Genomic DNA, 26080 nt, shown 5'->3' with positions numbered 1-26080 from the left:
GTCCCCTGTCAGGCGTGTCCCATCAGGTGCTCCGCCGCCAGAAGTTCGGTGCGAATTGCACCATGTAGCAGGGTGTCGCTGGTGCAATTCGCGCCGAACTCCGCAGCCGCTACGCAACGACGGCGGCTCGTTCGCGTACGGCCAGCTCGGCATCGTCGTCGACGAGGTCGGCGTTGAGTGCCGCTGCCGCCTGTACGCCCGCTCCGTTGGATGCGGCCACCATCGCGTGCAGCTCACTTGCATTGCCCGCCGCCCAGACACCCGGCACCGCGGTCTGCCCGCGCGGGTCGGTCTCGATGAGGCGCCCCATCGGGTGTTCGGTCGGGGTGCCTCCGAGCTGTTCGTAAAGGTCAGTGCGCGCAATGAAGCGGGGTGCCACGACGGCCGCGTCGATCGCGAACTCACGGCCGCCGACGACTGCCGCGCGTACGCCTTCGTCGTCGACGCGCAGTCGCTCGACGGTGCCGTCCACCAGCTGGATGCCGCGCGCGGCCAACCGTTCGGTGGTCTCGTCATCGAGCTCGGGCATCGTGTGAGCGAACAGCGTCACGTCGTCGCTCAGCTGGCGGAACAACAGCGCTTGGTGAACGTTCATCGGGCTGGTTCCGAGCACGCCGATGCCCTGCCCGCGTACCTCCCAGCCGTGGCAGTACGGGCAGTGGAGCACCGACTTGCCCCACTGCTCCGCGACGCCGGGTATGTCGGGTAGCTCATCGGCGAGACCGCTCGCAAGCAGCAGGCGGCGTGCCTGCAGCGTCGTACCGTCGGCGAGGCCGATCTCGAACCTGTCGTCGACGCGACGCGCTGTCGTTGCGTACCCCTCGCGGATCTGGGCTCCGTACGCCGTGGCCTCGCGTCGCCCGTTGGCGAGCAGATCGAGTGGTGCGATGCCCTCCTGCCCGAGCAGGTTGTGTGCGCCGGATGCGGGTGCGTTGCGCGGCTCGCCGGCGTCGACCACGGCGACCGAGCGCAGTGACCGCGCCAGCGCGACGGCAGCGCTGAGCCCGGCAATGCCTCCGCCGATGATGACGACGTCGTGGTGGTTGTGGTCGGTCATTGGCGCTCCTCGTGGTCGCGGGTCCTCTACGTCACAAGGTTAGGCACGCTGTGCGTGAATGACATAGACTCTTGCGTATGACGCAAGACGCGATCGACATGGTCATCCGAGAGCGCATCCGCGGTCTACGCCGAGCCCGCGGATGGTCGCTCGACGCGCTCGCCGCCCGCTGCTACCTCAGCCCGTCGACCCTGAGCCGGATCGAGACCGGCCATCGCCGCATCGCGCTCGACCAGCTCGTACCGCTTGCCCGGGCACTGGGCACCTCGCTGGACGAGCTGGTCGAACCCGCGGACGACGAAGACGTCGTCATCCGACCGGAGCCGACGCACGAGGCGGGCTGGACGGTGTGGCTGCTGTCCCACGAGCGTGCGCTCAACGGCGCGACGGCCGCGAAGGTCCGCATCCCCGCCGACGCCGCGACGTCGCAGGACGACCTGCGCGTACACCCCGGACGTGAATGGTTCACCGTGCTCTCCGGAACCGCGCGCGTGCAACTGGGCGAGCGTACGATCCTGGTCGAAACCGGCCACGCCGCTGAGTTCTCGACGATGATCCCGCACCGGATCGGCGCCGAGGGCGGAACCGTCGAGTTGTTGACGATCTTCGACCCCGAGGGGGAGCGGGCGCACCTTCCCGGCGGCGTCACGACCTGAGGGCCTCGTACATCGCGGTTCCCGAGGGTGCTCAGGCGAGTGAGGACTCCAACCGCTCCACCGTCCACCGCTCGACCGGTCGGCCCCTGCTGTCGGCAAAGTGCGCGACCGTGAGCTCGGGGTCGACGACGATGATCCGATGTCCGTTGTCGATCAGCTTCGTGGCGGTCGCCGAAGACGTACGCCGCGCGACCGGGCGTACCTCGTCGACTCGGCTCATGTCGAAGACGACCGTACGGGTGGATGGCGGGTTCTCGATGATCTCGTGGACCAGCGACTCGATGCTACTGAGGATGAGGTCGCCTTGGAGTTCGTACAACGTCGCCGGCTCGCCATCGAGCGCAACCTCTTGGCGCTCGCGCAGCGACGACCGGGCGGGACGGCTGGGCTCCATCAGATGAAGACCGAGGTCATCCGACAACAGCTCCATCATCGCGACACCGCGTGAGCTGTTGCCGTGCTGATCGAGCCGCGGCGAGAAGACGGCGACCCCGACCTGGCCGGGTAGTACGCCGATGATGCCCCCGCCGACGCCGCTTTTCGCGGGAATCCCGACGTTGGTGAGCCAGTCGCCCGCTGAGTCGTACATGCCGCAGGAGGCCATCACGCTGAGCAGTTGCCGGCATCCCGAACGGCTGAGCAGGCGCTCTTCGGTATTGGGCTGTACGCCGCCGTTCGCCAGCGTCGCGGCCATCAGGGCAAGGTCGCGGACCGTCACCGACGCAGCGCACTGGCGTACGTAGCCCTCAACCGCCGCGCGTGGTTCGCCGGCCAGGTTGCCCGACGCGTCCAAGAGGTACGCAAGCCCGAGGTTGCGACTCGCGGTCGCCAGCTCGGACGAAGCGACGGTCTCATCGACGGTGATCTCCCGCTCGGCCATCCGAGAGAGGTAGTCGAGTAGCCGGTCGACCGACGACGCCTCGTCGGTCTTGATGAGTGCGTGAGTGGCGATCGCACCCGCGTTGATCATCGGGTTGCGCGGGGTTCCGGAGTCGGGGTCGAGGGAAAGCTCGTTGAACGCCTCGCCGCTCGGCTCCACATCGATGCACTCCACGATGCGTTCGAGCCCGTTGTCCTCGATCGCCAGCGCGTACGCGAACGGCTTCGACATCGACTGGATGGTGAACTGATGATCGGAGTCACCGCTTGCGTACACCGTTCCGCCGACGGTGCACAGCGCGACCGCCGCCCGATTCGGGTCGACGGCGGCGAGCTCGGGAATGTAGTCCGCGAGCGCACCGGAGTCGATGTCGGCCGTGTCGGCGAGAACGTCGTCCAGGTAGTCGAAGATCGGTGAGCGCAACGTGTGGTCCTTCCGGCCGGTGGCGTGTCAGACCATCGTGCCGCAACCCCACGCGCACCTTGGTGAGGCGCGGTCAACCGAACAGTGACCGCGTGTCCGCGACGTCGTACTCGGACACCGAAGCCGACCTGATCGCGGCGCTCTGGTCGTCGCTCGGACCGCTGTTGCGGAAGGCGTCCACCGACTCCTGTGACTCCCAACGCTCGAGGATGTTGATGCGACTCGGGTCGAGTAGGTCGGCGCTGATGGAGAAGTCGAGGCACCCGGCCGCCGTACGGCCCTGCTCGACGATCGTCGTGCAGCCGGCGAGATAGGACTCGCGCGCGGCTGGGTCAACGGTGATGTGTCCGGCGACGATGAGCATCGATACTTTCCTCCGTGTGGTTGCGCCTCGTACGGCAGATGGTCGCGGTCACCAGTCCTGACGTGCGTTGTGACGAGAACTCATCGCCGCGGACGCCTGCCGAAAGCACGCCATCGTGTCATTGCTTACCCTCAATGGGACTCCGCGTACGTTCGACCAAGGAGAACGCAGATGACTCGTATCGTTGACCGGCACCTGTTCGGCCCGGGCCCGACCAACGCGTACCCGGAGGCGACGAGCGCGCTGGGGCTGCCGCTGCTCGGTCACCTTGACCCGCAGTTCATCTCCATCATGGATGAGACGTGTGACCGGCTGCGTACGGTGTGGGGCACCGACAACGCGCGTACGTTGCCGTTGTCGGCGACGGGCTCTGCCGGGATGGAAGCGGCGTTCGTCAACACGGTGCATCAGGGCGACGTCGTCGTGGTGGCGGTCAACGGACTGTTCGGCAAGCGTATGTGTGATGTGGCAGCACGGTGCGGAGCCGAGGTGATCGCAGTCGAGCACGACTGGGGCAGCCCGGTCGACCCCGAGCGAGTGGTGGCGGCACATCCGTCCCCGGCGATCGTCGCCGCCGTGCATGCCGAGACCTCGACAGGTGTGCAGTCGGACATCGCGGCGCTCGGCGAGGCCGTACACGCCTCCAGCGACGCATTGCTCATCGTGGACGCCGTCACCTCGATCGGCGGCGTCGAACTGCGCGCCGACGACTGGGGCATCGACGTCGGGTATGCCGGTACGCAGAAGTGTCTGGGTGTCGCGCCCGGCCTTGCTCCCTTCACGATCAACGATCGCGCGTTCGAGCGGCGCGTCGAGCATCCGCAGTCGTGGTATCTGGACCTCGGGCTGCTCGGCGGGTACGTCGGCGAGGCCGGCGCCCGCGGCGGAGGGGCGCGTACGTATCACCACACCGCACCCGTCGCGATGGTTGGCTCGTTGCACGCCGGACTCGGACGCATCCTCGACGAGGGTCTGGACAACGTGTGGGCACGCCATGCAGAGGCCGGGCAGGCGTTGCAGGACGGCCTTGAGCGACTCGGGCTCGAGTTGTTCGCGCAGAAGGGATCTCGTCTTCCCGACCTGACGACGGTCAAGGTGCCGGAGGGTGTCGACTCGGCCGCCGTGCGACGTACGCTCCTGGAGCGGTACGACATCGAGATCGGTGCGGGGGTGGGCGAGTTCGCGGCGACCGTCTGGCGGATCGGTCTGATGGGGCCGAATGCCAGCCCGGACTCGGTCGCCCTCATTCTCGCCGCGCTGGGCGACGTACTCGATCGCTAGTTCGGGCGGGCATCCGTTCGTTTGCGGTGTTGACCTCTGGGCATGCTCACGAAAAGCTGTCCGCCACGCTCGACTCCGAGGAGAGTGCGCCCATGAAGAAGGTCATTCGCGGTCTGACGCGCCGCAAGGTGCTGGTCGGCAGCGCGGCGGTCGCAGCCGGAGGCGTTGCCGGCATGGGCAACGGTGCCGCGGTCGCGTCGTCGAGGGTACGCAGGCCTGCGATGTTGAAGCGCGGCGATACCGTCCGATTGATCTCGCCGGCGAGCTCGCCAGATGCGAAGGAAGTTGAGCGGGGCGAAGAGCTCTTGCGTGGCTGGGGACTCGAGGTGGAGTACGCCGAGCACGCGCTCGACGAGTTCGGCTACCTCGCCGCCCCAGATGCGCAGCGCCTCGCCGATCTGAACTCCGCGCTCTCAGACCCGAATGTACGTGGGGTCATCTGCACTCGCGGTGGGTACGGCGTGCAGCGGATCATCGACGGCGTCGACCGCCAGGCCGTACGCCGGGATCCCAAGCCGGTCGTCGGATTCAGCGACATCACCGGGTTGCAGCAGTGGTTGTGGTGCCACACGGGTCTCACCACGATCCACGGACCGATGGCGGCATGGAACGACGATCGCAATGGTCCTGCCTCTGCCGAGGCGTTGCGTGAAGCGCTCATGACCACGAAGCCGATAACCCTGTCGGGCGACCCCGACGAGCCCGGCGGCGACGTACATGCGCCGGGCCGCGCGACTGGAGTCCTGCTCGGCGGCAATCTCAGTCTGCTCGCAGCGGCGGTAGGCAACCGGGAGCTGGCCAGTCTGCGCGGCGCGATCCTGTTCATGGAGGACGTCGGTGAGTCGCCGTACCGCCTGGATCGGATGCTGACTCAACTGCGCCGCAGCGGAGTGCTCGACGGGGTGGCCGGGTTCGCTCTGGGGCAGTGGACCGACTGCGAAGGCGCCCCCGGCGAATGGACAGTGAGCGAGATGTTTCGTGACCGGCTCGGTGACCTCGACGTGCCGATCCTCGGTGGTCTGCCGGTCGGCCACGGCAACGGACAGCTCACGATGCCGCTCGGCGTACGCGCCGAACTCGACGCTGACTCGGGCACGCTGACCGCCGAGCCCGCCGTACGAGCAGCCTGAGGGCGATCACTTGCTGGTGGTCGATAGCTGAGCGTACGGATGCTCCTTCGCTGTCGGCACTCGCCCATAGTGCGACAAAGGTGCCACTGACCGGGGCTTCACGGTGTGAAATCGTGTGTGCACAATGCGAAGTGAGGCGTTTGGAGGCCCCGTATGACCGATGGCAGGAGTGCCCGTGCGGACGATCGGTCGAAGGTCGCCGAGTCGGTGTTCGACGAGGTCGTCGACCGCCGGCACTCGAACTCGATGAAGTGGGCGTACGCCGAGCAGATGCTCTCACCGGAGGAAGCAGCGGCCGATCCGCTGCCGATGTGGGTGGCCGATACTGACTTCAAGGCGCCCAAGGTCGTCATCGACGCACTGCACGAGGCTGTCGACCATGGCGTGTTCGGGTATCCGGGCGGCGCACCCGACAGCTACCTCGACGCGATCATCGGATGGCAGGCGCGGCGTTACAGCTGGGAGGTTCCGCGTGAGTGGATCGTGCAGACCGCGGGTGTCATCGCAGCCCTGAAGACGGTCGTACAGGCCTTCTCCGCTCCGGGCGACTCGGTCCTCATCCAGCCGCCCGTGTACGTGCATTTCCACCACGATGTGCAGTTGAACGGGCGACGCCTCGCATACGCCCCGCTCGAGCGCGTCGACGGCGGCTATCGGCTCGACGCGGATGCATTCGAACGCGCGATCCAGCCCGATACGAAGCTGTTCATCCTGAGCCATCCGCACAACCCGACAGGCAACGTGTGGTCCCGGGACGAACTGCAGACGATGGGCGAGATCTGTGCGCGGCACGGTGTACTCGTCGTATCAGATGAGATCCACCAGGACCTCGTGCTGAACCCGGGCAAACGCCATGTCCCGTTCGCGTCGTTGGGGGAGCAGTTCGCGCAGAACAGCATCACCTGCACGGCCCCGAGCAAGACGTTCAACTTGCCCGGACTGCAAAGCGCGAACGTGTTCATCCCGAACCGCCGCCTCCGCGAGGACTTCGCACGCCAGTACGAGCGCAATGTATTTCCCGTGGTGAACGTACTCGGCATGGTGGCTGCGGAGGCGGCGTACACCCACGGTGAACCGTGGCTGGAGGCGCTGCTCGACTACCTCCGCGCGAACCACTCGCACTTCGCAAAGGCGGTCAACAGCGGGCTTCCTGCGCTCGAGGTGCTACCCGCCGACTCCCTCTACCTCGCCTGGATGGACTGCCGCGGCCTCGGCCTGGACGCGGAGGCACTCGACCACTTCATGCTCACCAAGGCACGGCTCTGGCTCGACAAGGGGCAGAAGTTCGGTATCGAGGGCCACGGCTACATGCGGGTCAACCTCGGCTGCCCGCGTAGCACCGTCGACGAGGCGATTCGGCGCCTGACGGACGCCGTGCACGCGTACGCCTGAGAGTCGGCGACCGTCGGGGGCCGGCTCGACCAGGTGTTTGGTGCGAATTGCACCACCGACGCCGTGCTTCGACGTGCAATTTGCGCCGAACTCCTCCGACCTCGGTTGCCGTCAGTCGTCGAAGAGGTACGTGAAACGCCCGTCGGGTGCTGCATCGCCGCCTGTGTAGAAGTCCATGACGTCGCCGCTGTTCGGGACGTTGTCTGCCACCTTGAACTCCAGATGTAGCGTTCCTTGGACCTTCGGACCCATCGGCTTGCGCGGAACCGACAGCTGAAGTTCGTTTCCGTCTGTCCGATAGCGGACGGTTCGGATCTGCTTCCACGTGCCGTTGGACCGTGCGGCTTCGAGTGAGGTCGTGTTGTTGTCGACGCCGCGACGATTGATGGCGAAGTCGTATCCCTCCCAGCCGTTCTGGTCATTGCCATCGACGTTGAGGTACAGCGTCATCCAGCGCCCTTTGTCGGACCCGATGATCGGATCGACTGTCCGCATGTAGAAGGAGATGTTGCGCGAATCGCGTGCGACCTTGACCTCGTCGATGTCGTTGCGACCGCTGTTGTTCTTGTACGTGATGCCGCCGAAGCCCTCGTGTGAGCGCGGCTGAGTGTCACCGACGAAGTCTCGGTACGAAGGACGCACGGTGTCCCACTGCGAGAAATCACCGTCGATGTCAATCCGTTGACGCTTGCTGGGCCCGGGCGCAGGTGCCACGCCCTTGTAGCGACGGATGTAGTCGACGAGTTGGAGGTAGTAGTTGTCGTTGTACCCGCCCTTCATGGGCTCCACGTCACGACTGAACTCGGTGGTTGCCTGGTCTACGAAGAAGATCGGTCGATCTGCGGGCCGCTCCTTGTTGTCCCAGCCGGGGAAGTCACCTCCGAGTCGTTGCGCCACCCATTCGTTCCACCCCGTGACCGCGACGATCCGCGGGTCGACCTGCAGCGCCCGCTCCCATTGCTCGGAGAAGTTGTTGCCCCATTTGTACGCGCCGGGGGATGTGTCCAGGGCACCGTCGTGAAAGCTGCGCGACCAGTTGTTGCCCGCTCCATAGAACGGTTGGTCGCTGAACGGGAAGTTGTTGTGTACGGCCGCGGCGACGTTGACGATGTCGGGTTTGCCATCGAGCATGAACACGTCTTGTGGCCGTTCGAAACTGATCCAGGGAAACCCGCCCTCCTTCTTCGGCTCGTTCGGCCATTGGTTGCGGCGCCAGGTGAAGAAGTCGCGGATCTCGGTCGAAACCTCGTCGGGGTTGCCGATGATCATCGGCTTCCCATCGAGCTCGAACCACAGCTCGCGGTAGCGTCCTGGCTCGTACAGATCGTCGTACAGCTTCTGGATGGTCGCTCCCGAGCTGCTGTTGGTGTAGAAGACGACCTGTGGGACGTCCCACCCCTGTTGGCGGACGTCGTCGAAGACTTCCAATAGCCGGTCATACACGCTTTTGTATGTAAACGCGTTCGTGACGTCGAAGTACAGAAAGTCCACCTTTGCGGCGGCCAACATCTGCGCATGCTTTCGCAGAACCCACGCGTCGTCGCTGAAGTAGTAGTCGTACAACGGCTCACCCCAGTGGTGATGTGCACCGGGCGGCCCCCAGGCAGGGTGGTCGGGGTCGTGAACCGCCTCGGGATGCTCCTCGAGGATCTTGGTGATGTTGTACGGACCCGTCTTTCCGTGCTGGCCTAGCCAGAGGAAGTAGAACAGACCGACGTAGCGGTCCTCACGTGGCTTGGGGACTTCCCCGGGCTCCGAGACGGAACGTCCGAGGTCGTCGGTCGCCGTGAGTTGACCTGGGTCGAAGGTGCCGCGCGGAGGCGCCGCGCTGTGCGTCGGAGACCCCGCCGTCCCATGATCGCCGTCGGCCTCGGCCCCAGTCGCGACGGACGCAAGTCCCGTCGAGGCCGCCAGTGCACATGTCGCGATCGGGATGCGCCAGCCCGCAACAGAGTGGCGGCGTACTTCTCGAGGGTGCCTTCGTCTGATCACGTTCATAGGTTGACGACCTTCGTTTAAAGGTTTCACTCCCAATGGCGTTGACCATAGAGCGAACCCAACGAAACCGTCAACGTTCCGCTTCGACTGTTGCTCTGATCGGCGTGGCCTAAAACGGACACGACGGTTGCAGTCGGCGCCGACTACTGCCAAGGTCTACTGAAACATTTCAAAATCTGGTCGAGGAAGCGGTGCGGTGGTACCGCCGAAGGGACACTGCGATGGGTACACGTCGGCTGGGCATCATCGTCACGCTCGCGCTCACTCTCACTTTCGTCCTTGCCCCGAGCTCGTCTGCCGCGACTGCACCGGCTGGCGGCGTACGTGCCTACGCGCTGGTGAGCGACCACATGAACAAACCGCTCGGAACCGACGACCGAACCCCCGCTTTCGGATGGAAACTCCGATCGCGTGAGCGGTCTCAGACCCAGAGCGCGTACCGCGTTCTGGTCGCGTCCAGCAGGTCGGCGCTCGCGCGCGGCAACGGGGACATGTGGGACTCCGGCAAGGTGGAGTCATCGGAGTCCTTACAGGTCATCTACGGCGGTGACCCTCTTGAGTCGAGGCACCGTTACTACTGGAAGGTCATGGTCTGGGACGCATCCGGTGACGGGACCGGTTGGAGCGCGCCGACCTGGTTCGAGACGGGGCTGCTCGAAGCCGACGACTGGTCGGCGAAGTGGATCGCGCACGACACCGAGCTCCCGCTACCGACGTCCAACAATCAGCAGAACGCTCCCGCGTCGCTGCGTTCGGACCACACCCTCGGTCAGTCACTCACCGCTGACCGCCCGTTCGACTCGGTCGGCGGGAGCTTTCCTACCTGGAGTACGAACGACTCCGACTTCACGCTGACCCTGCGCCGCGGAGGTCCTGACGGCGAAGTCATTGCCGAGAAGCGCGAGGCCGACCATCCCGACAACACCTGGGCGGACTTGAAGCTCGACACCCCAGCGCCCGCCGGTGACTACTACCTGGAGATGTCCGATCTGGAGGGCACTGCGGGTTGGTGGAGCCATACCGACGACGTCTACTCCGAGGGGCAGGCGTACGCCGACGGGGAGCCCGTTGCGGGCGACCGAACCATTCGCTGGAACCCCACGACCGACGCTGAGGCGGAGCTGACGTCCCAGCTTCGTACGACGTTCGACGCGAACAAGCGCGTGAAATCGGCGCGACTGTACTCGACAGCACTCGGTATCTACGACGTCAATATCAACGGTCGCGCGGTCTCTAGCGATCGGTGGGCTCCAGGTTGGACTGACTACAACAAGCGCACCCCGTACCAGACGTACGACGTGACGTCGCTGGTCAAGAAGGGCGCGAATGCGATCGGAGCACGCCTCTCCACCGGCTGGTACGCCGGCAAGATAGCGATCTATGGTCCGAACCTCTACGGCAAGATCCCCGGTTTGCTCACACAGCTGGAGATCACGTACGCCGACGGCTCCACGCAGCGCGTCGTCTCTGACACCGCGTGGAAGAGCACGGCCGGACCCGTGACGCACGCCGATATCCTTGACGGCGAAGAGTACGACGCACGCCGCGAGACGCCTGGCTGGGACAAGCCCCGTTTCGACGACCGGACCTGGGCATCCGTGGTCGAGAAGACCGACGTCGACACGGCGCTCGTGGCGCAGTCAGCCCCGCCGGTGACGGTGACCCAGCGGATGCCGGTCAAGAAGATCACCGAGCCTACGCCCGGCACGTACGTCCTTGACCTCGGTCAGAACTTCGTCGGCACCGTCGGGCTGTCCCTCCGTGGCATGAAGTCAGGTCAGAAGGTCCGACTTCGCTACGGAGAAGAGCTCAACCCCGATGGCACTCTGTACACCGCGAACTTGCGTAGCGCGCGAGCGACCGACTTCTACACGGCACGTGGGCGCGGCGTGGAGACGTACGAGCCGCGGTACACCTTCCACGGCTTCCGGTACGTCGAGCTGAGCGGCCTACAACACAAGCCGTCGAAGCGTGATCTGGTAGGCAAAGTGCTCGGCACGGACGCGCCGATGTCCGGCAGCTTCGAGAGCTCCGATCCGATGCTCAACCAGCTGCAGAGCAACATCGTGTGGTCGCAGCGCGGCAACTTCCTCAGCGTGCCGACCGACTGCCCGCAGCGCGACGAGCGGATGGGCTGGACCGGTGACATCAACGTGTTCGCACCGACGGCGGCGTACAACATGGACATCTCGACGTTCCTCGGCGACAAGTGGTTGCAGGACCTTCGTGACGCGCAGCGGCCGGACGGCGCCGTGACCGACGTCGTGCCATACGTGCCGGTGGTCGGCGCGGGCAACGCAGGTTGGGGCGACGCCGCGGTCACCGTGCCGTACACCGTTTGGCAGACGTACGGCGATACGAAGGTGATCGAAGAGAGCTACGACTCGATGACCGCGTGGATTGCGTACCTGAAGAAGAACAGCACCGGGCTCATCAGACCCGACGCTGGCTACGGTGACTGGCTGAACCTCGATGACGACACACCGCGCGACCTGATCGGTACGGCCTACTTCGCGCACGTCACGGAGCAGTTGTCGGAGATGGCCGCTGCGATCGATGAGGACGACGACGCCAAGAAGTACGAGGGGCTCGCGAATGACGTGCGCGAGGCGTTCGTCGATGAGTACGTCGGCGACGACGGTGCACTGCCCGGCGACTCACAGGCGGGTTATGTGCTCGCCCTGTCGTTCGATCTGATGCCCGACGGGCTGGTGGACGCGGCCGCCGACAGGCTGGTCGCGAATCTCGAGCGGCACGACTGGCATCTCGCCACAGGGTTCCTCGGGACGCCGGATCTGCTGCCGGTGCTCAGCCGGACTGGTCACACCGACGTGGCGTACAAGCTGATCAACCAGAAGACCTACCCGTCGTGGGGGTACGAGGTTGATAAGGGCGCGACCACGATTTGGGAGCGTTGGAACTCGATCAAGCCCGACGGCAGCTTCGGCGACGTCAGCATGAACTCGTTCAACCACTACGCGTACGGCGCGGTCGGCAACTGGATGTACCAGACGATCGGCGGCATCCAGCCAGATCCGTCGGCTCCCGGCTACGAGCACTTCACGATCGCGCCGCAGCTCGGTGGCGGACTCGACCAAGCGGAGGCATCGTACGAATCCGGCTACGGCACCATCGTCTCGCGGTGGGCACGTAAGAACGGGCGCTTGACGCTCGAGATCCAGGTGCCGGTCGGCTCTTCGGCGACCGTCCGGATCCCCGCAACGAGCATCGATGCTGTCACTGAGCGCGGGCGTCCGATGGCCAATGCCCAGGGCGTGAGCGACGTGCGCGTCGAGGACGGCACCGTCGTCGGCGAGCTCGGCTCCGGGAGGTACAGGTTCACTGTGAAGGAGGACGCATGAACTGGCGCTCGACCACGCGTACCAACCGTGTGATGGCGGCGGTTGCTGCGGCTGCTCTGACCGTCGGCTTGGCCGGAGCCGTGGACGCGGCACCGGTCACCTCCGCAGAGGCGTCATCACGCCAGCCGGCTTGGGATGACGCGACTGGCCGTCTCGACCCCGCTGCGTTCGCCGACCCGCCGTCGACCGACCGGCCGCATGCGTTCTGGTTCTGGAACGGCAAGCTCACCGAGAAGGAGCTGGAGCGTCAGCTCGAGGAGATGCAGGGCAATGGGGTGGAGGAGTTCTTCATCCATCCGCGTCAGGGCCTTGGCGGCGAGTTCGGCAAGACCGAGAACGACTACTACCTGTCGAAGGACTACTTCGACAAGGTCGGGTTCGTGCTCGAGGAGGCGAAGGCGCGCGGGATGAAAGCGTGGCTGTACGACGATCTCAACTGGCCGAGCGGCTATGCGGGCGGACGTACCGTCCGGGGCGGAGTCGTCGACGGACGTACGATCGAGGCCGACCCCGAGTACGTTCCGTGGTACCTCGCTCCGAACGCGCACGACGTCGAGGGCGGCACAACCTACGACGAAGACGTACCCGCCAGCGGTAACGAAGCATCGGACGATGCCGATCCCCTCGAGCCCGAACTGGTGGCCACGCTAGCCGCCCGAAAGGCCGCCAGCGGAACGTGTGTGACCGACGGTGATGCCCGAGGCGTGCGCCTCGATGGTTCGACCACCATCGAACTGACCGACCAGATCAAGGACGGGCATCTGTCCTGGGACGTACCCGATGGCAACTGGTGTCTCGTGCACCTCGTCCAACGGCCGCTGGAGAACTATCATCCGGACCTCGAGCCGGACGAGCCGTATGTCGACATGCTGAACCCCGATGCGACCGAGAAGTTCATCGACGTCACGCACGAGACTTACGCCAAGCGGTTCGGGCCGTACTTCGGTCGGACGATTCAGGGCATCTTCAATGATGAGCCCGGCTTCTACAACAACTTTCCGGATAACCGTGGTGGGCTCGACTCTCGCGGTTCGATCCCGTGGACTCCTGGCTTTCGGGCATACCTCGACAAGAACGCCGGCTACGACCTGACGAAGCACCTCCTCGGGGTTTGGTACGACGCGGGTGTCAAGACCACCAAGGCGCGCGTCGACTACTACGACGCACTATCCGACCGATACAACGAGGCGCACACGAAGCCACTGGCCGACTGGGCAGACGATCACGACATCGCCCTGATCTCGAACGCGCTCGTAGAGGAAGACCTCGGCAGCCACAAGCTGATCGAGGGCGGCAGTTGGTTCGAGATGAGCAAGCATTACCAACTTCCTGGTATGGATCTGATCGGTGGTCTGAACACTGGTGCGATCACACCAAAGCTCAACTCGTCGGTCGCTCACCTCTTCGGGCGCAAGCGCAACCTGGCGGAGACGTTCGGTGCGTTCGGCTGGGACCTCTCGATGGAGGAGATGAAGCGCACGGTCAGCTGGGAGGCCGCGGGCGGCGTCGACCTGATCGACAACCATGCGTTCTACTACTCGATCGACGGTAAGCGGGCTTCGGAGTCGCCACCGAGCCAGTTCGACCAGAACACGTTCTGGCCGAGGTTCTCTCAGTATGCGAACTTCGTCGGACGGCTCACCGAGCCGGCGCGCGATGCCACTGCTGTGAACCCCGTCGGCGTCATGTATCCGAGCTCGTCGGTGATGGCGACCGGCACACCATGGGACGTCCGCGGCTTTGCGGGCAATGGGCCGGACCTCGGGCCGATCGACGACTCGTGGAAGGGCACATCGAACGACTTGCTCGAGGCTCAGCTCGACTTCGATTACCTCGACGAGCTTGCCTTGGCCGGTGATGAAGATCTCGACGTAGACCTGCGGGTGCGACACGGGTCTCTCGCACTACGTGATCAACGCTGGCAGGCGGTCGTGGTCCCTCGTACGTCGGTGCTCTCGCTCGACGCTGTCCGTACCTTGCAGAAGCTTGTCGCCGACGGTGGCACAGTCGTCGCGGTGGACGGCTTGGCGACGCGTGAAGCATCAGGACATGACGCAGCCCTACGTACGCGGCTGAAGTCGCTGTTCGGCACCGACCCGTCCGACCCCGCGGCGTCCACCCGCCGTCACGGGCGCAACGGGCTGGCGGCGTACTTGCCTGACCGGTCTGAACTCACCGGTCTGTTGCATGAGCGCGTGACGCCCGGCGTGACGCTCGACAATGCGCCCGACGTTCGCGTGCGACACGTCGAGCGCAAGGCAGATGATGCGTTCTTGGTCGTCAACCTGTCCGGGAAGGAGAAGCGGACGACTGCGCGCTTCGATGTCGCGGAGACTCCGGAGTTCTGGGACCTTGAGACGGGCGACGCCACGGTCGCCCCGGTGTTCAGGCGCAGTAGCGGTCAGACGGTCGTCCCGCTGACACTTGACCCGTACGAGGCGCGCTGGGTGACGTTCCGGCCCGGGGCGTACCCGGAAGGCAAGGTCGCGCATCTGACGGCGACGAACGCGAACCCCGAGTCGATCAAGGCGTCCCGCGGCGAGCTTCAGACGACGTTGGTCACCGACAAGCCCGGCGAGGTCTATGCGCGGGGCGAGTACCGCGGGCACTCGTACGGAGCGGTCGCGACGGTCGACGATCCGCTGGAGCCGCTTGCGCTCGACGGCGACTGGGACTTCCGGTTCGACGACTCCGCCGACGAGACGGCGTCGGAGCCGCTCGGGTCGTGGACGGAGTTCGACGCGAAGTATTCGGGCTCCGGTACGTACACGAAGCGGTTCACGGTGCCTGACGGCTTCCTCGCCACGGGGCGGCGTGCGCAGCTTGACCTCGGGCGCGTACGCGACCTCGCCGACGTCACCGTCAACGGTGAGCATGCCGGGGCACTTGACTGGGCGCCCTGCACCATCGACGTCACGGATCTCCTACACGAGGGAGACAACGTCGTCGAGGTGATGGTGACCAACACTCCGTCCAACGAGATCGAGGGGCGTGATAATCCTTCCGGGCTGCTCGGACCGGTCGAAGTACGGCCACAGCGCGAGGTGACGCTCGATCTCAGGGAGGGAACGGAGGTGCGGTCGATCGATCTGGCTGTCGAGCCGCGATCTGCGTCGGTTTTGCCCGGGCGTCCGGTGACCTTCACGGCAGTGGTCGACGGAATCGCTCCCGCAAACCTGGAAGCTTCCCTGACGACGTCGGCTCCCGACGGATGGAAAGTTGATCCCGCCTCGGCCGACATCTCAGTGCCATCGAACGGAGCAGAGGTCAGGACTACGGTCGACGTGATCATGACGCCGCCGGCAGACGCGCCTGAAGGCTCGACGACAGTCGACTTCCGGTTGACCGGCACCGACGGTCGTACCGTCTCGCGGACGGCGAAGGTCACGGTCGCCAATGCGTACGCCGCCTGGGAGTTCGACACCGACGGGGACACCGAAGGCTGGAGCGGTGAGAATCAGATCGAGGACCTCACCGCCTCGGACGGGAAGCTGCGGTTTCGCTCCGTCGGCGGCGACCCGTACCTAGTCGGTCCGAAGATGTCCGTCCCTGTCGCGGACGGAGTCGCGGTGGAGATGACAATGTCGGCGTCTGTCGGTGGCAGTGGGCAGCTGTTCTGGGCAACCGAGGGTGGCGGATTCGGCGAAGCCCACAGTGGGCGGTTCACGGTCGAGCCGGGCAACCAGCGTACGTACCGGGTGGAGATTCCAGGTGAGGCCACGTCGCTGACTCAACTCCGCCTGGATCCACTCACCAGCACAGGTGACATCGCGATCGACTCCGTACGGATCGTCCCCTAGGCACAAGGCCGCGGCTGGCCGATGACCCCCGCTCAGGGAGGCGACGGTCGCTCTGAGGAGGGATGCAACAGGAGCTCGACGGTCGCAGCATGATCGTCATGAACAACAGTCGAGCCAATGGCGGCCAACGTCTGCCGAAATCTGCCCACCTGGAGCAGCCGTGGCGCATTCACGAGATCGCGTCGGACTTCACTCTGGAAGACGTCTGGTCGTTGCCGACGCCTGGCGGACCCGACGATTTCCCGCTGCTGCTGGAGCTGAACTCAGACGCGGACGCGTACGATCACCCGAACTTCATCGTGCGTACGATGCTCAACATCCGTTGGAAGCTCGGCGCGATCCTGCACTGGGACGGCGACGACGACGGCGTCGGACAACGGGTCCCATCCGTGCGTGACCGATTGCCCGATGACCTGCGGAATGGCCCCGAAGGGGCCGGACTCCAAAAGTGCGCTGTTCAACGCCGTCTACCTCACCGACAACGAGTACGCCAACAAGACCGTGCAGCTGCTGGGCCACATGAGCTGGGTGCAGACCCCAGACGGCAAGTACCGCGGACAGATGGCGGTCCTGGTCAAGCCGAATGGGCGATTCGGCCAGTTGTACATGGCGGCGATCAAGCCGTTCCGCTACTGGCTGGTCTATCCCGCACTCATGCGGCACATCGCCAAGGACTGGGACCGTCGCCAGGCAGAGCGCGCGTCGGCAGGTACGGCCACGACGGTGTCACCGCGACCTACCGACGAGACGTAGGCGCCGGAGCGGTCGAATGGCCGCTCGGGGTCGTGAGCGTTCGGCAATGTTGTCCGTATCAATTCACCGTCGAGTCCTTGACGAGTTGGCAGATGTGTGGCTAACTAGCCAAGATTGATACGAACCAATTTGTCGCTCGGGCGACGGCACGACGCCCACGTCTGGGAGGACCGATGTCGAACCGGCCCCGCCTTGCCCGTCTCCGAATCGCTGCGGTCGTAACGGCCGGTGCGCTCGCAGCGACCATGCTCGCCACTCCGGCGCAGAGCCGCACGCAACCGAGCCCGGGCGACGCCGTGGCGTCGGTAGCGGTGTTCGGGTCGGACCGCGCCGACGCGTACATCGAGCTGCTCGAAGATATGGAGGTCGACACGTCTCGGTTCTCCGTCGACGAGTTGGCTTCGGCCGATCTCGCCAGTTTCGACGCCCTGGTCGTGACGGCACCGGCATACCCCGAACCGACTCGGCTGTCCGCGGACGCTTCGTCGGCGGTCGAGGAGTTCGTCGCTGACGGTGGATCGGCGTACGTCGAGTTCGCGACGTCCGAGTCCGACCTGTTCCCGACGACCGGCACGACGCCGAGCCCCGCTCGCTTCGAGCGCATCGTGGCAGCCGAGCCCGATCCGGTCACCGAAAGCGCGAGCGACCTTGCGGTGTTCGAGGAGCATCAGTCGTACCGCCTGCCGGCCGCCGCTCCGGATGGAGCGCAGGTGCCGCTGGTGTACGCGAAGGTCGCAGGGGTGTACGACGCCGTGTTCGGGCTCCCCGACGAGGTCGAACCCGCGCTGCTACGCGTACCCGTCGGCGACGGCACGCTGCTCTATGCGACCACCGCTCTGTCGAACTACGAGCGAGGCAATTACGGCCTACGCACTGCCTGGCAGCAACTGAACCGTGATCTGTTGCTCTCCTTGCTTCCGAAGCCCGCACAGGATCAGGTCCGCGCGAACGAGGCGCCGATCCGGGCCTGGACGACGCCCCGCGAATGGGCGAATCTGCGCCAGCCCGTGCGGCTCGTCGTCGAATCGGCGCCGAACACCGAGGTCATCGCCCAACTGGGCGGGCGCCGGGTCAGGCTCCACGAAACGGCTGCGGGTCGCTACCGTTCCGGCGCGATGCGGCTGCCCGAGGGGCGGCATACATTCCGGATCACGGCGGGCAGCGGCGACTGGACGCGGACGGACACGGTGGGGCTCACCTTGAAGCCGAGGCGCCAGATGTATCGGCGGATGGTCGATCGCACCATGGATTGGTACGACCGGGCAGGGATGCTGTACTACCGGCGCAACGGCGAGGCCGGCGCCGCCGAAGGTCTGGTCTCGGAGCTCCGACCAGACGGCACCCACCGCTTCCGCGAGCGTACGCGCGGTGACAGTTTCGTACAGAGTGCGTACGCGTTCCGGTTGTACGGCGAGCTGACCGGGCAGGGCCGGTACGCGCAGACCGCGGAGACCCTCTCGGACCTGGCGCTCGATCGCATGCTCCTTAAGGAGAACAACTATCTGTACGGGTCATGGTCGACCCGCGGATACGACACGAAGGAGCACGGCGATCTCGGATGGCTCTACCCAGACGACCAAGGTTGGCTGAGCCTGATGTCGCTCGTCCGCTTCGGTCAGGATGGCGATCAGGCAGCGCTTCGTGACGGGCTGCGCGGCACCGAGGCGCTCCGGCGTACGGCCAACGCCGAGACCGGCCTGTACCCCGTCAAGCGTCCGAGCGCTGCCGACCTGCTCGAACGCGGCTGGCAGGGCACGGCAGCGATCCCCGATCAAGACGACATCGCGCTCGATCCGCACTGGCAGAGCCAGCCGCAGACGGCGATGATCTATGCGTACGCCGAAACCGGGGAGCAGAAGTACCTGGATGCAGCGACCAAGGGCCTCGACCGAATGATCGCGGAGTTTCCCGAGGTGGGTATCGAGACCAGCCGTACGTCAGCGCTCGGACGCTACCTGCTGCCGCTCGCGGGCGCGTACACCTACACCGAGCAACCCCACTACCTGCGGGCGATGCTCGACATCGCGAAGTACATCGAAAAGCACCAGGATGCCGAGACGGGTGCGATACCCGAGCTCGACGGCCACAACCCGGCGAGCAATGAGGCGTACGGAACGGGCGAGAACAGCATCTTCCAGGAGAACGGTGACCCGGTCACCGATCAGCTGTACAGCCTCGGGTTGCTGTCGATGAATCTGCAGGTCTCGTACGAGGCGACCGACCGTCCGGTGTTCCGACGCATCCAAGAGCGCCTGCTCGACTACCTTGCTCGGATTCAGATCGAGAGCCCCGACGAGTCGCTCGACGGTACGTGGATGCGAGCGTTCGACTACAAGAACTGGGAGTACTACGGCAGCAGTGCCGACACCGGCTGGGGCCCGTACGCCGTGCAGGTGGGTTGGACGAACGCTCCCATCGCGATCAGTACGCTGCTCTACCTGTCCGGTGACCGCTTCTTCCCGAAGAAGCCGACCGATCGGCAAGACGTTTCCGACGAGGTCTCGGCTGAGTTCGACGCGATCGAAGACGGGGCAGCCCCTGCGCGGAAACGTGACACTGCCCGTCACGCGGATAGTAGCGAGCGCGAAGAAGCAAGCCTCGTTGGATCCTGGAGCCTTGATGAGGCCGACGGGTACCGAGTTCGCGACAGTTCCGGCCGTGGCAACGACGGCGTCTTGATCGGTGGCGACCGGGTCGCCGGCCAGAATGGTGGCGGCGTAGCCAATGACGGTGACGACTACGTCTACCTGACCAACCTGCTCGGTAAAGACCTGGACGGTGCGCCTGGGGTGACCATCGGCGCATGGGTCAAGCCGGCGGCCGTGACCGACGGCACGCAAAGTCTGTTCGCCTCCCGGATCACCAATCGCCGGCCCGGTATTGACCTCACCCTGAAGGGCGACGGCAGCACCTCGAAGCTCGTGGTCGGTGCCCGCAGCGACTACCCGGGCGGTGCGGTGGGCCGGACCTTCGACGCCACTGGCCTGGCGCCCGGAGAATGGCATCACGTTGCTGTGACGATCGACTTCACTGAGTCTGAGATCCGGGCGTACGTCGACGGAAACCAGCAGGCAGCGGAGTCCGAGACCGGCACGTCGTTCCCGTCCGATCGCTACCACTGGGGCAACCCGGCCGTTCCCGACACGTTCGGTCGCACGCCCAACGGTGGTCAGTACTTCGTCGGCAGCTTGGACGAGCTGCGCCTGCTGCGGACGGCGCTGGCGCCAGGTGCCGTGGCCCGGCTGATGCGGTCGACAGCGGGCAACTGATGGTTCGGCTCCGAACACCCGATGCGTTCGCGAAAGCCTCGTTCTGACCTTTGACAGGAGACCAAAATGACCAAGTACGCACGGCTAGCTGCGCCAGTCGCCGCTGTAGTGCTGATTGCACTCACGGGCTGCACGCCGAGTACTGGCAGCGGTGACGGCGGGGGCGAAGGCGACGGCACGGGCACCGTGAAGATGGTGCTGTGGCCGGGCCCGGAGGGGGAGGCGATGGGCGACGTCGTCGACGAGTACAACGCCACGCGCGGTGACGACGAGGGAATCAAAGTCGACATGACCCTGCTGTCGCGTCAGGACACCTTCTCCAAGGAATCGACCCTGATGGCGGCGAAGTCCGACGAGCAAGACATCTACTTCGTCGCAAGCTACAACGTCGGACAGTTCGCGAACGCTCTTGAGCCGCTCGACGATATCGACGCACAGAACTACTTCCCGGTCGCCGCATCGAGTCTGCAGTACGAGGACGAGCAATATGCGCTGCCTCTCGACATCAGCAGCCATTTCCTGATGTATCGCAAGGACTTGATCGACGGCCTGCTCGATGACTCACAGCAGAAGCGCGCCTATGAGCGGATCGCGAAAGAGGTTCTCGGGGAGGCGCGAGCGCCCAAACCCCCACAGGAGTGGGACTGGGACGACTACAAGGTGATGGCCGCGTACTTCTCCGAGTCGACGAATAGTTCGTCGCCGACGGAATACGGAACGATCTTGCAGGCAAAGAACCTGCTGTACAACACGATGGTGTGGGACGACGTCCTGTGGGGCATGGGCGGCAGCTGGACGACACCGGACGGCGAGGCGAACCTCAATACACCCGAAGCGAAGGCGGCCGTCCAACTCTATGCCGACATCTACCAGAACGGCTGGACGTCTCCCGACAGTTCGCAGGCGGAGTTCCCTGAGACGCAAGCGGCTCTGCAGTCAGGCAACACGGCGTTCGCCATCCATTGGTCCGCCGGATTCGCCGAGCTGAACGACAAGGCCACGTCGCCCAAGGTGGCTGGCAAGATTGCGCTCGCACCCGTGCCGGGGCGGAAGACCCACGTGCACGCTCTCGCGGTCGCGCTCAACAAGTACTCGGAAAACAAGGATGCCGCGAAGGACTTCCTGGAGTACCTCGCCGAGCCGGAGGCGATGAGCGTCTACGCGAAGGCGGGTGGGATCCCGGCGATGCCGGAGGTTCTCGAGCAGGAGGCCGACGTGAACCCCGTCTTCAAGAAGATCTCGTCGTCGATTGCAACTGACGGGTACAGCCCACCGGTGCTGCCGAACACCTTCCAGATCTACAGCAAGCTCGCCGAGCGCTTGAGTCCCGCCTGGGTTGGAGATGCCGAGCCCGATGAGGCTGTCGCCGATGCGAACGCCGAACTCGAAGCGTTGCTGGAGTGAAACCCATTTCCACAACCCGAATACGGATTGGAATGACGACACCAGAGACAACCCTGCGGAAGGTACGATGATCGCGCGCTCCAGTGTGCGGCCGAGGGTCGCGAAATGGATTCTCGGGTCGCCTCTGATTGTCTTCTCGCTGATCTTCATTCTGTATCCGGTTTATCAAGGGATCCAGACCGGCTTCTACGATCTGTCCTTGCAGAAGCCCGAAGCATCTTTTGTCGGCCTGCAGAACTTCACAGACGTCCTGGGGTCCCCTGGCTTCCTTGAAGCCGTGCGGTTCACCCTCTTCTTCGCTCTCGCGACCACCCTGATCGAGGGCGTACTCGGCGTCGGGCTCGCGCTGCTTCTCAACCGCGCGTTCCCGGGAAAGAAGATCCTGTTCACAGCACTGCTCCTGCCGATCATGATCGCGCCCGCGCTCATGGGGGTCACCTTTCGACTGATCCTGAACGGCGACATCGGACTCGTGCCCGCCGCACTCGAGAACGTCGGACTGAATGTGTCGCTATTCGACCCCGACTCCGTTGTGCCGCTGTTGGTTCTGCTCGATGTAGTGCAGTGGACACCGTTCACGTTCCTCGTGGTCTACGCAGGTCTGCAGTCGTTCCCCCGTGACGTGCTGGAGGCGGCGCAGGTGGACGGAGCCGGTCGTACGCGAACCCTGGTGTCGATCGTCTTGCCGCTGATGCGCCCGATCATCGTCGCCGCGGTGTTCCTCCGGCTGATCGACGCGTTGCGGACGTTCGATGTGATCTACGTGCTCACCGGTGGCGGGCCCGGCACGTCAACGACGACGCTGAGCATCTACATCTACAAGGTCGCGTTCGAGACCGGGAGCTATGGACTCGCGGCCGCGGCATCGACGATTGTGATGGTGGTCTTCCTGCCGTTCGTACCGCTGTTCGTCAAGCGGATCGCGCGTTCGGAGGAAGCATCATGAACACCCAGCAGTCGCGGTCGCCGCGCCGGTGGCTCCTCACCGGTGCAGTCGGTGTAGTCGTTGCCGTCATCAACCTGCCGTGGTTGAACGCAGTGTTTGTCAGCCTGCGTACCGATGGCGACATCTCGTCCGATGCGACGAGTATCGAGGATGGGCTGACACTCGATCACTACGCGAACGCTCTCGGTGCTTCCGGGTACGACTTCCCGCGGTACTTCCTGAACTCGGCGATCATCGCTCTCGGCGCCGTCGTACTCGTGCTGCTGATCGCCGTACCCAGCACGTACGCAGGGGTTCGGCTGGGCTTCGGTGGCAGGCTGCTGATGAACGCTTCCAGCGGCCTACGGCTGCTTCCGGCGATCTTCTTCATCGTTCCCTATTTTCTGCTCATGTCCAATCTCGGGCTGATGGACACGCAGCTTGGGCTGGTGCTCGCTAACACGTTCATGAACCTGCCGCTCGCCATCATTTTGCTCAGCGCGGGTTTCAGAGATGTCCCGGTCGAGATCGAAGAGGCGGCCATGGTTGACGGTGCAAGCGTCTACCGGACTCTCGTATCGGTGATCGTGCCCGTTATCGCACCATCGCTCGTTGCCGTCGGCGTCCTTGTTTTCGTGTTTTCGTGGAACGACTATCTGTTCGCCCTTGTACTGTCGTCATCCGAAGCAACGCCGATCACTTTGGGGGCATCGAATTTCGTGACGAGCACTGGCGTGCGCTGGGGGGACATATCTGCGGCCACAGTACTTTCGACGCTTCCGCCGATACTCTTTGCCGTGTTCGCGCAGCGGTATCTCGTGAGCGGGCTGTCGTCCGGCGCAGTGAAGGGCTAGGTGGATCGTGAGTCAACCATCCAGTCGACGCTCCCGACCGAAGTACGAGCGCCTGGCCAGCTCGCTCGAGGAACGAGTGCACGAGATGGAACCGCACGCTGCGCTCAGTACCGAGCGCCAGTTGATGGACGAGTTCGACGTGAGCAGGATGACCGTCCGTCAAGCGATTCAGGTGCTCGTACGCCGTGGGCTGGTGTACAACGTTCAGGGCTCGGGCACGTACGTTGCCGACCCGACTGTTGTCGCCAAGTCCCTTCGCCTGACCGGGTTCTCGGAAGACATGCGTCAGCGAAATCTGGTTCCGGCCAGCGAGGTCCTCGCTGTTGAGCCGGTCGAGGCGACCGAAGAGCTGGCTTCGCTACTCGACATCGAGCTCGGAACCGAGCTGATCGGCGTACGACGGCTGCGCTTGGCGGACGGCGTGCCGATGGCGTTGGAGAGCGTCTACCTGCTGCGCGATCTGGTTCCCGTGGACGAGCTCGACATCTCGAGCTCGTTGTACGAACAGTTGGAGGACGCAGGAATCAAGGTCGATCGCGCCGCGCAGACGATCAAGTCGGTCAATCTCGAGGCCGAGACCGCCAAGCATCTCGACCAGGCTGTCGGCGCCGCCGCGATGCTGGTCGCGCGAGTCACCTACTCCGACCGTGGCCGAGCCCTGGAGTACGCAGAGACGACCTATCGCGGCGACCGGTACAGCTTCGAGCTCGTGGTCCGGAGAGATCCGTGAACGCTGTTGCGGTCGACATCGGCGGCACCAAGATCGCGGGAGCTCGGGTATCGAGCGACGGTACGGTCATCGAGCCCGTGCGTCGTGTCGAGACACCGCAGTCGAGCCCGGACAGCGTTGTCGCAGACGTGGTCGCGATTGCGCGTTCCGTGGCAGACGCGCGCACTGCGGTCGTCGGCATCGCCTCTGCCGGGGTCATCGATTCGGCTGCAGGGCGCGTACTCGCCGCGACGACGAGCATTCCGGGTTGGCAGGGAACGCCCCTCGCCGATCGCGTCGCGTCCGAGCTGGCCTTGCCTACATACGTTCTCGGCGACGGGCACGCATTCGCGCTCGGCGAGTCGCAGTCCGGTGCCATTCGAGATGCCAGCGCCGCGGTGGTGATCGCAGCCGGCACCGGGATCGGCGGCTCATACGTGGTCAACGGTCAGCCGCAGCACGGGCAACATTGGGCGGGAGGTCACCTTGGGCATTTAGCGGTGCCGCAAGCCGACGGACTGGAGTGCTACTGCGGCAGGACCGGCCATTTGGAGGCGATCGCGAGCGGTGCCGGAATCTTGCGTTGGTACCGAGAGAACGGGGGAGAACATGATTTGCGCGGCACGCGTGAGCTGTTCGAGCGCACTGATCGCGATCCGATTGCGGAGCGCGCGATGACACTCGGCGCAGCCGCGCTCGGCACCGCGGCAGGCGGACTCGTCAACGTGCTCGACCCAGACGTCGTGGTGCTTGCTGGAGGCCTCAGCCGCGGCGGCCCTAGCTGGGAGAACGCGGTACGAGCGGCGTACTCGGCCACTGTTGTCCCGTACCTGACGGCAACACCGCTCGTGGTCGCCGAACCCAGCCGTTGGTCAGCCCTGAGAGGGGCCGCCCACTACGCCGTCACTCGGGAGTCAGAACGGTGAAGAAGATAGTTGAGTCGCTCGCGGGCGGACTGATCGTCTCGAGCCAGGCTTACCCGGGCGAGCCGCTCCGCGAGCCGCGGATCATGACCGCAATGGCCCAAGCGGCCGTACTCGGTGGCGCAGTTGCGATTCGGGCCCAAGGTCTCGCCGACATCGAGCTGATTCAGAGCACACTCGACGTCCCGGTCATCGGCCTGGTGAAGGTCGGCAGCGAGGGTGTGTTCATCACCCCGCGGGTATCGGACTGCGAATCCGTTGCCCGCACGGGCGTCGCAATCGTCGCCTTCGACGGCACATCGCGACCGCGACCCGATGGCTCGACACTCACCGACTGTGTCGCTGCGATCCAGTCCCATGGCGCGCTGGCCTTAGCAGACTGCGGCTCGTTGGAGGACGCCGACGCCAGCACGCAGGCGGGGGCAGACTGCGTCGCCACGACACTCGCCGGATACACGGGAGTCCGGCGACGAACCGTCGGACCCGACTTCGGGTTGGTCGAGGAGTTGGCGCAGACGTGCGACGTGCCGGTGCTGGCCGAGGGACGGATCCGAAGTCCGGCCGACGCCGTGCGCTGCCTCGAACTCGGCGCGCACGCCGTCGTTGTAGGCAGCGCGATCACCCACCCGACCACTATCACTCGCACGTACGCGAATGCGCTCACCGCCGCGACCGAGCCTGGCAACCGCATCGACTGATTGCGATCAGGATGCCGCGATCGCTTGGCTGCACACAGTCTTCGGGCCTGACGTATGTGGCCGATCTCGGAGCGGACCCGCAGGACACGAGGACCGTTGGGCGCATCGATCATGCCGTTCGTCGCGGAGTCGCTGTCGAACCGTTGACCGATACGACGGCCGCCCGACAATCTCAACAGGTCTGAGTTACTCGCTTTCTGAG

17 protein-coding genes and 1 pseudogene are annotated in these 26080 nt (G+C 65.0%); 14 read left to right on the top strand and 4 right to left on the bottom strand.

Annotated features, from left to right (window positions below; all coding sequences use genetic code 11):
• Nucleotides 1-109: 109 nt before the first annotated feature.
• A complete protein-coding gene (locus MU582_18550) occupies nucleotides 110-1057 on the bottom strand; it encodes an NAD(P)/FAD-dependent oxidoreductase (protein ID UPK74413.1) in 948 nt (315 codons plus the stop codon).
• Between the two features lie 77 nt (nucleotides 1058-1134).
• Here MU582_18550 and MU582_18545 point away from each other — a divergent pair, with 77 nt between their 5' ends.
• Nucleotides 1135-1713, top strand: a complete 579-nt coding sequence (locus tag MU582_18545; GenBank protein ID UPK74412.1) for an XRE family transcriptional regulator — start codon at nucleotides 1135-1137, stop codon at nucleotides 1711-1713.
• 31 nt (nucleotides 1714-1744) lie between these two features.
• Here MU582_18545 and glsA read toward each other — a convergent pair whose 3' ends face one another.
• Nucleotides 1745-3016 carry a glutaminase A gene (gene glsA, locus MU582_18540; protein UPK74411.1) on the bottom strand — a complete coding sequence of 424 codons (1272 nt, stop codon included), beginning with the start codon at nucleotides 3014-3016 and terminating at the stop codon, nucleotides 1745-1747.
• A gap of 73 nt (nucleotides 3017-3089) precedes the next feature.
• Nucleotides 3090-3380 (bottom strand): antibiotic biosynthesis monooxygenase, encoded by a 291-nt coding sequence (locus MU582_18535; GenBank protein ID UPK74410.1) that lies wholly within the window; start codon nucleotides 3378-3380, stop codon nucleotides 3090-3092.
• 171 nt (nucleotides 3381-3551) lie between these two features.
• On the opposite strand from MU582_18535, the gene MU582_18530 reads away from it, so the two are divergent.
• From MU582_18530 to MU582_18520, 3 genes are all read left to right on the top strand, one after another.
• Nucleotides 3552-4661 (top strand): alanine--glyoxylate aminotransferase family protein, encoded by a 1110-nt coding sequence (locus tag MU582_18530; GenBank protein ID UPK74409.1) that lies wholly within the window; start codon nucleotides 3552-3554, stop codon nucleotides 4659-4661.
• A 92-nt stretch (nucleotides 4662-4753) separates the two neighbouring features.
• Nucleotides 4754-5791, top strand: a complete 1038-nt coding sequence (locus tag MU582_18525; protein UPK74408.1) for an LD-carboxypeptidase — start codon at nucleotides 4754-4756, stop codon at nucleotides 5789-5791.
• 153 nt (nucleotides 5792-5944) lie between these two features.
• A complete protein-coding gene (locus MU582_18520) occupies nucleotides 5945-7183 on the top strand; it encodes a pyridoxal phosphate-dependent aminotransferase (GenBank protein UPK74407.1) in 1239 nt (412 codons plus the stop codon).
• A 111-nt stretch (nucleotides 7184-7294) separates the two neighbouring features.
• Here MU582_18520 and MU582_18515 read toward each other — a convergent pair whose 3' ends face one another.
• Nucleotides 7295-9175 (bottom strand): hypothetical protein, encoded by a 1881-nt coding sequence (locus MU582_18515; protein ID UPK74406.1) that lies wholly within the window; start codon nucleotides 9173-9175, stop codon nucleotides 7295-7297.
• A gap of 227 nt (nucleotides 9176-9402) precedes the next feature.
• Between MU582_18515 and MU582_18510 the strand changes: the two genes are divergently transcribed.
• From MU582_18510 to MU582_18465, 10 genes and pseudogenes are all read left to right on the top strand, one after another.
• Nucleotides 9403-12543 (top strand): glycoside hydrolase family 78 protein, encoded by a 3141-nt coding sequence (locus tag MU582_18510; protein ID UPK74405.1) that lies wholly within the window; start codon nucleotides 9403-9405, stop codon nucleotides 12541-12543.
• Nucleotides 12540-16343 carry an NEW3 domain-containing protein gene (locus MU582_18505; GenBank protein UPK74404.1) on the top strand — a complete coding sequence of 1268 codons (3804 nt, stop codon included), beginning with the start codon at nucleotides 12540-12542 and terminating at the stop codon, nucleotides 16341-16343. Before MU582_18510 ends, MU582_18505 begins: the two co-directional genes overlap by 4 nt.
• 98 nt (nucleotides 16344-16441) lie before the next feature.
• A pseudogene (locus MU582_18500) lies at nucleotides 16442-17096 on the top strand (DUF2867 domain-containing protein).
• 173 nt (nucleotides 17097-17269) lie between these two features.
• Complete coding sequence (locus MU582_18495; GenBank protein ID UPK74403.1) at nucleotides 17270-20365, top strand: LamG domain-containing protein; 3096 nt, start codon at nucleotides 17270-17272, stop codon at nucleotides 20363-20365.
• Between the two features lie 66 nt (nucleotides 20366-20431).
• Entirely contained in the window at nucleotides 20432-21769 is a 1338-nt protein-coding gene (locus MU582_18490) for a sugar ABC transporter substrate-binding protein (GenBank protein ID UPK74402.1), read from the top strand.
• Between the two features lie 199 nt (nucleotides 21770-21968).
• Nucleotides 21969-22715 (top strand): sugar ABC transporter permease, encoded by a 747-nt coding sequence (locus MU582_18485; GenBank protein UPK74401.1) that lies wholly within the window; start codon nucleotides 21969-21971, stop codon nucleotides 22713-22715.
• Entirely contained in the window at nucleotides 22712-23548 is an 837-nt protein-coding gene (locus tag MU582_18480; protein UPK74400.1) for a carbohydrate ABC transporter permease, read from the top strand. Before MU582_18485 ends, MU582_18480 begins: the two co-directional genes overlap by 4 nt.
• A gap of 7 nt (nucleotides 23549-23555) precedes the next feature.
• A complete protein-coding gene (locus MU582_18475) occupies nucleotides 23556-24278 on the top strand; it encodes a GntR family transcriptional regulator (protein ID UPK74399.1) in 723 nt (240 codons plus the stop codon).
• Nucleotides 24275-25183 (top strand): ROK family protein, encoded by a 909-nt coding sequence (locus tag MU582_18470; GenBank protein ID UPK74398.1) that lies wholly within the window; start codon nucleotides 24275-24277, stop codon nucleotides 25181-25183. Before MU582_18475 ends, MU582_18470 begins: the two co-directional genes overlap by 4 nt.
• Nucleotides 25180-25878 (top strand): N-acetylmannosamine-6-phosphate 2-epimerase, encoded by a 699-nt coding sequence (locus MU582_18465; protein ID UPK74397.1) that lies wholly within the window; start codon nucleotides 25180-25182, stop codon nucleotides 25876-25878. Before MU582_18470 ends, MU582_18465 begins: the two co-directional genes overlap by 4 nt.
• Nucleotides 25879-26080 lie beyond the last annotated feature (202 nt).

Source organism: Nocardioidaceae bacterium SCSIO 66511, from assembly GCA_023100825.1.
In the GTDB taxonomy this organism is placed as follows: Bacteria; Actinomycetota; Actinomycetes; order Propionibacteriales; family Nocardioidaceae; genus Solicola.
Note: the sequence above shows the minus strand (reverse complement) of the source record. Positions and strands in the feature narration are given on the sequence as shown.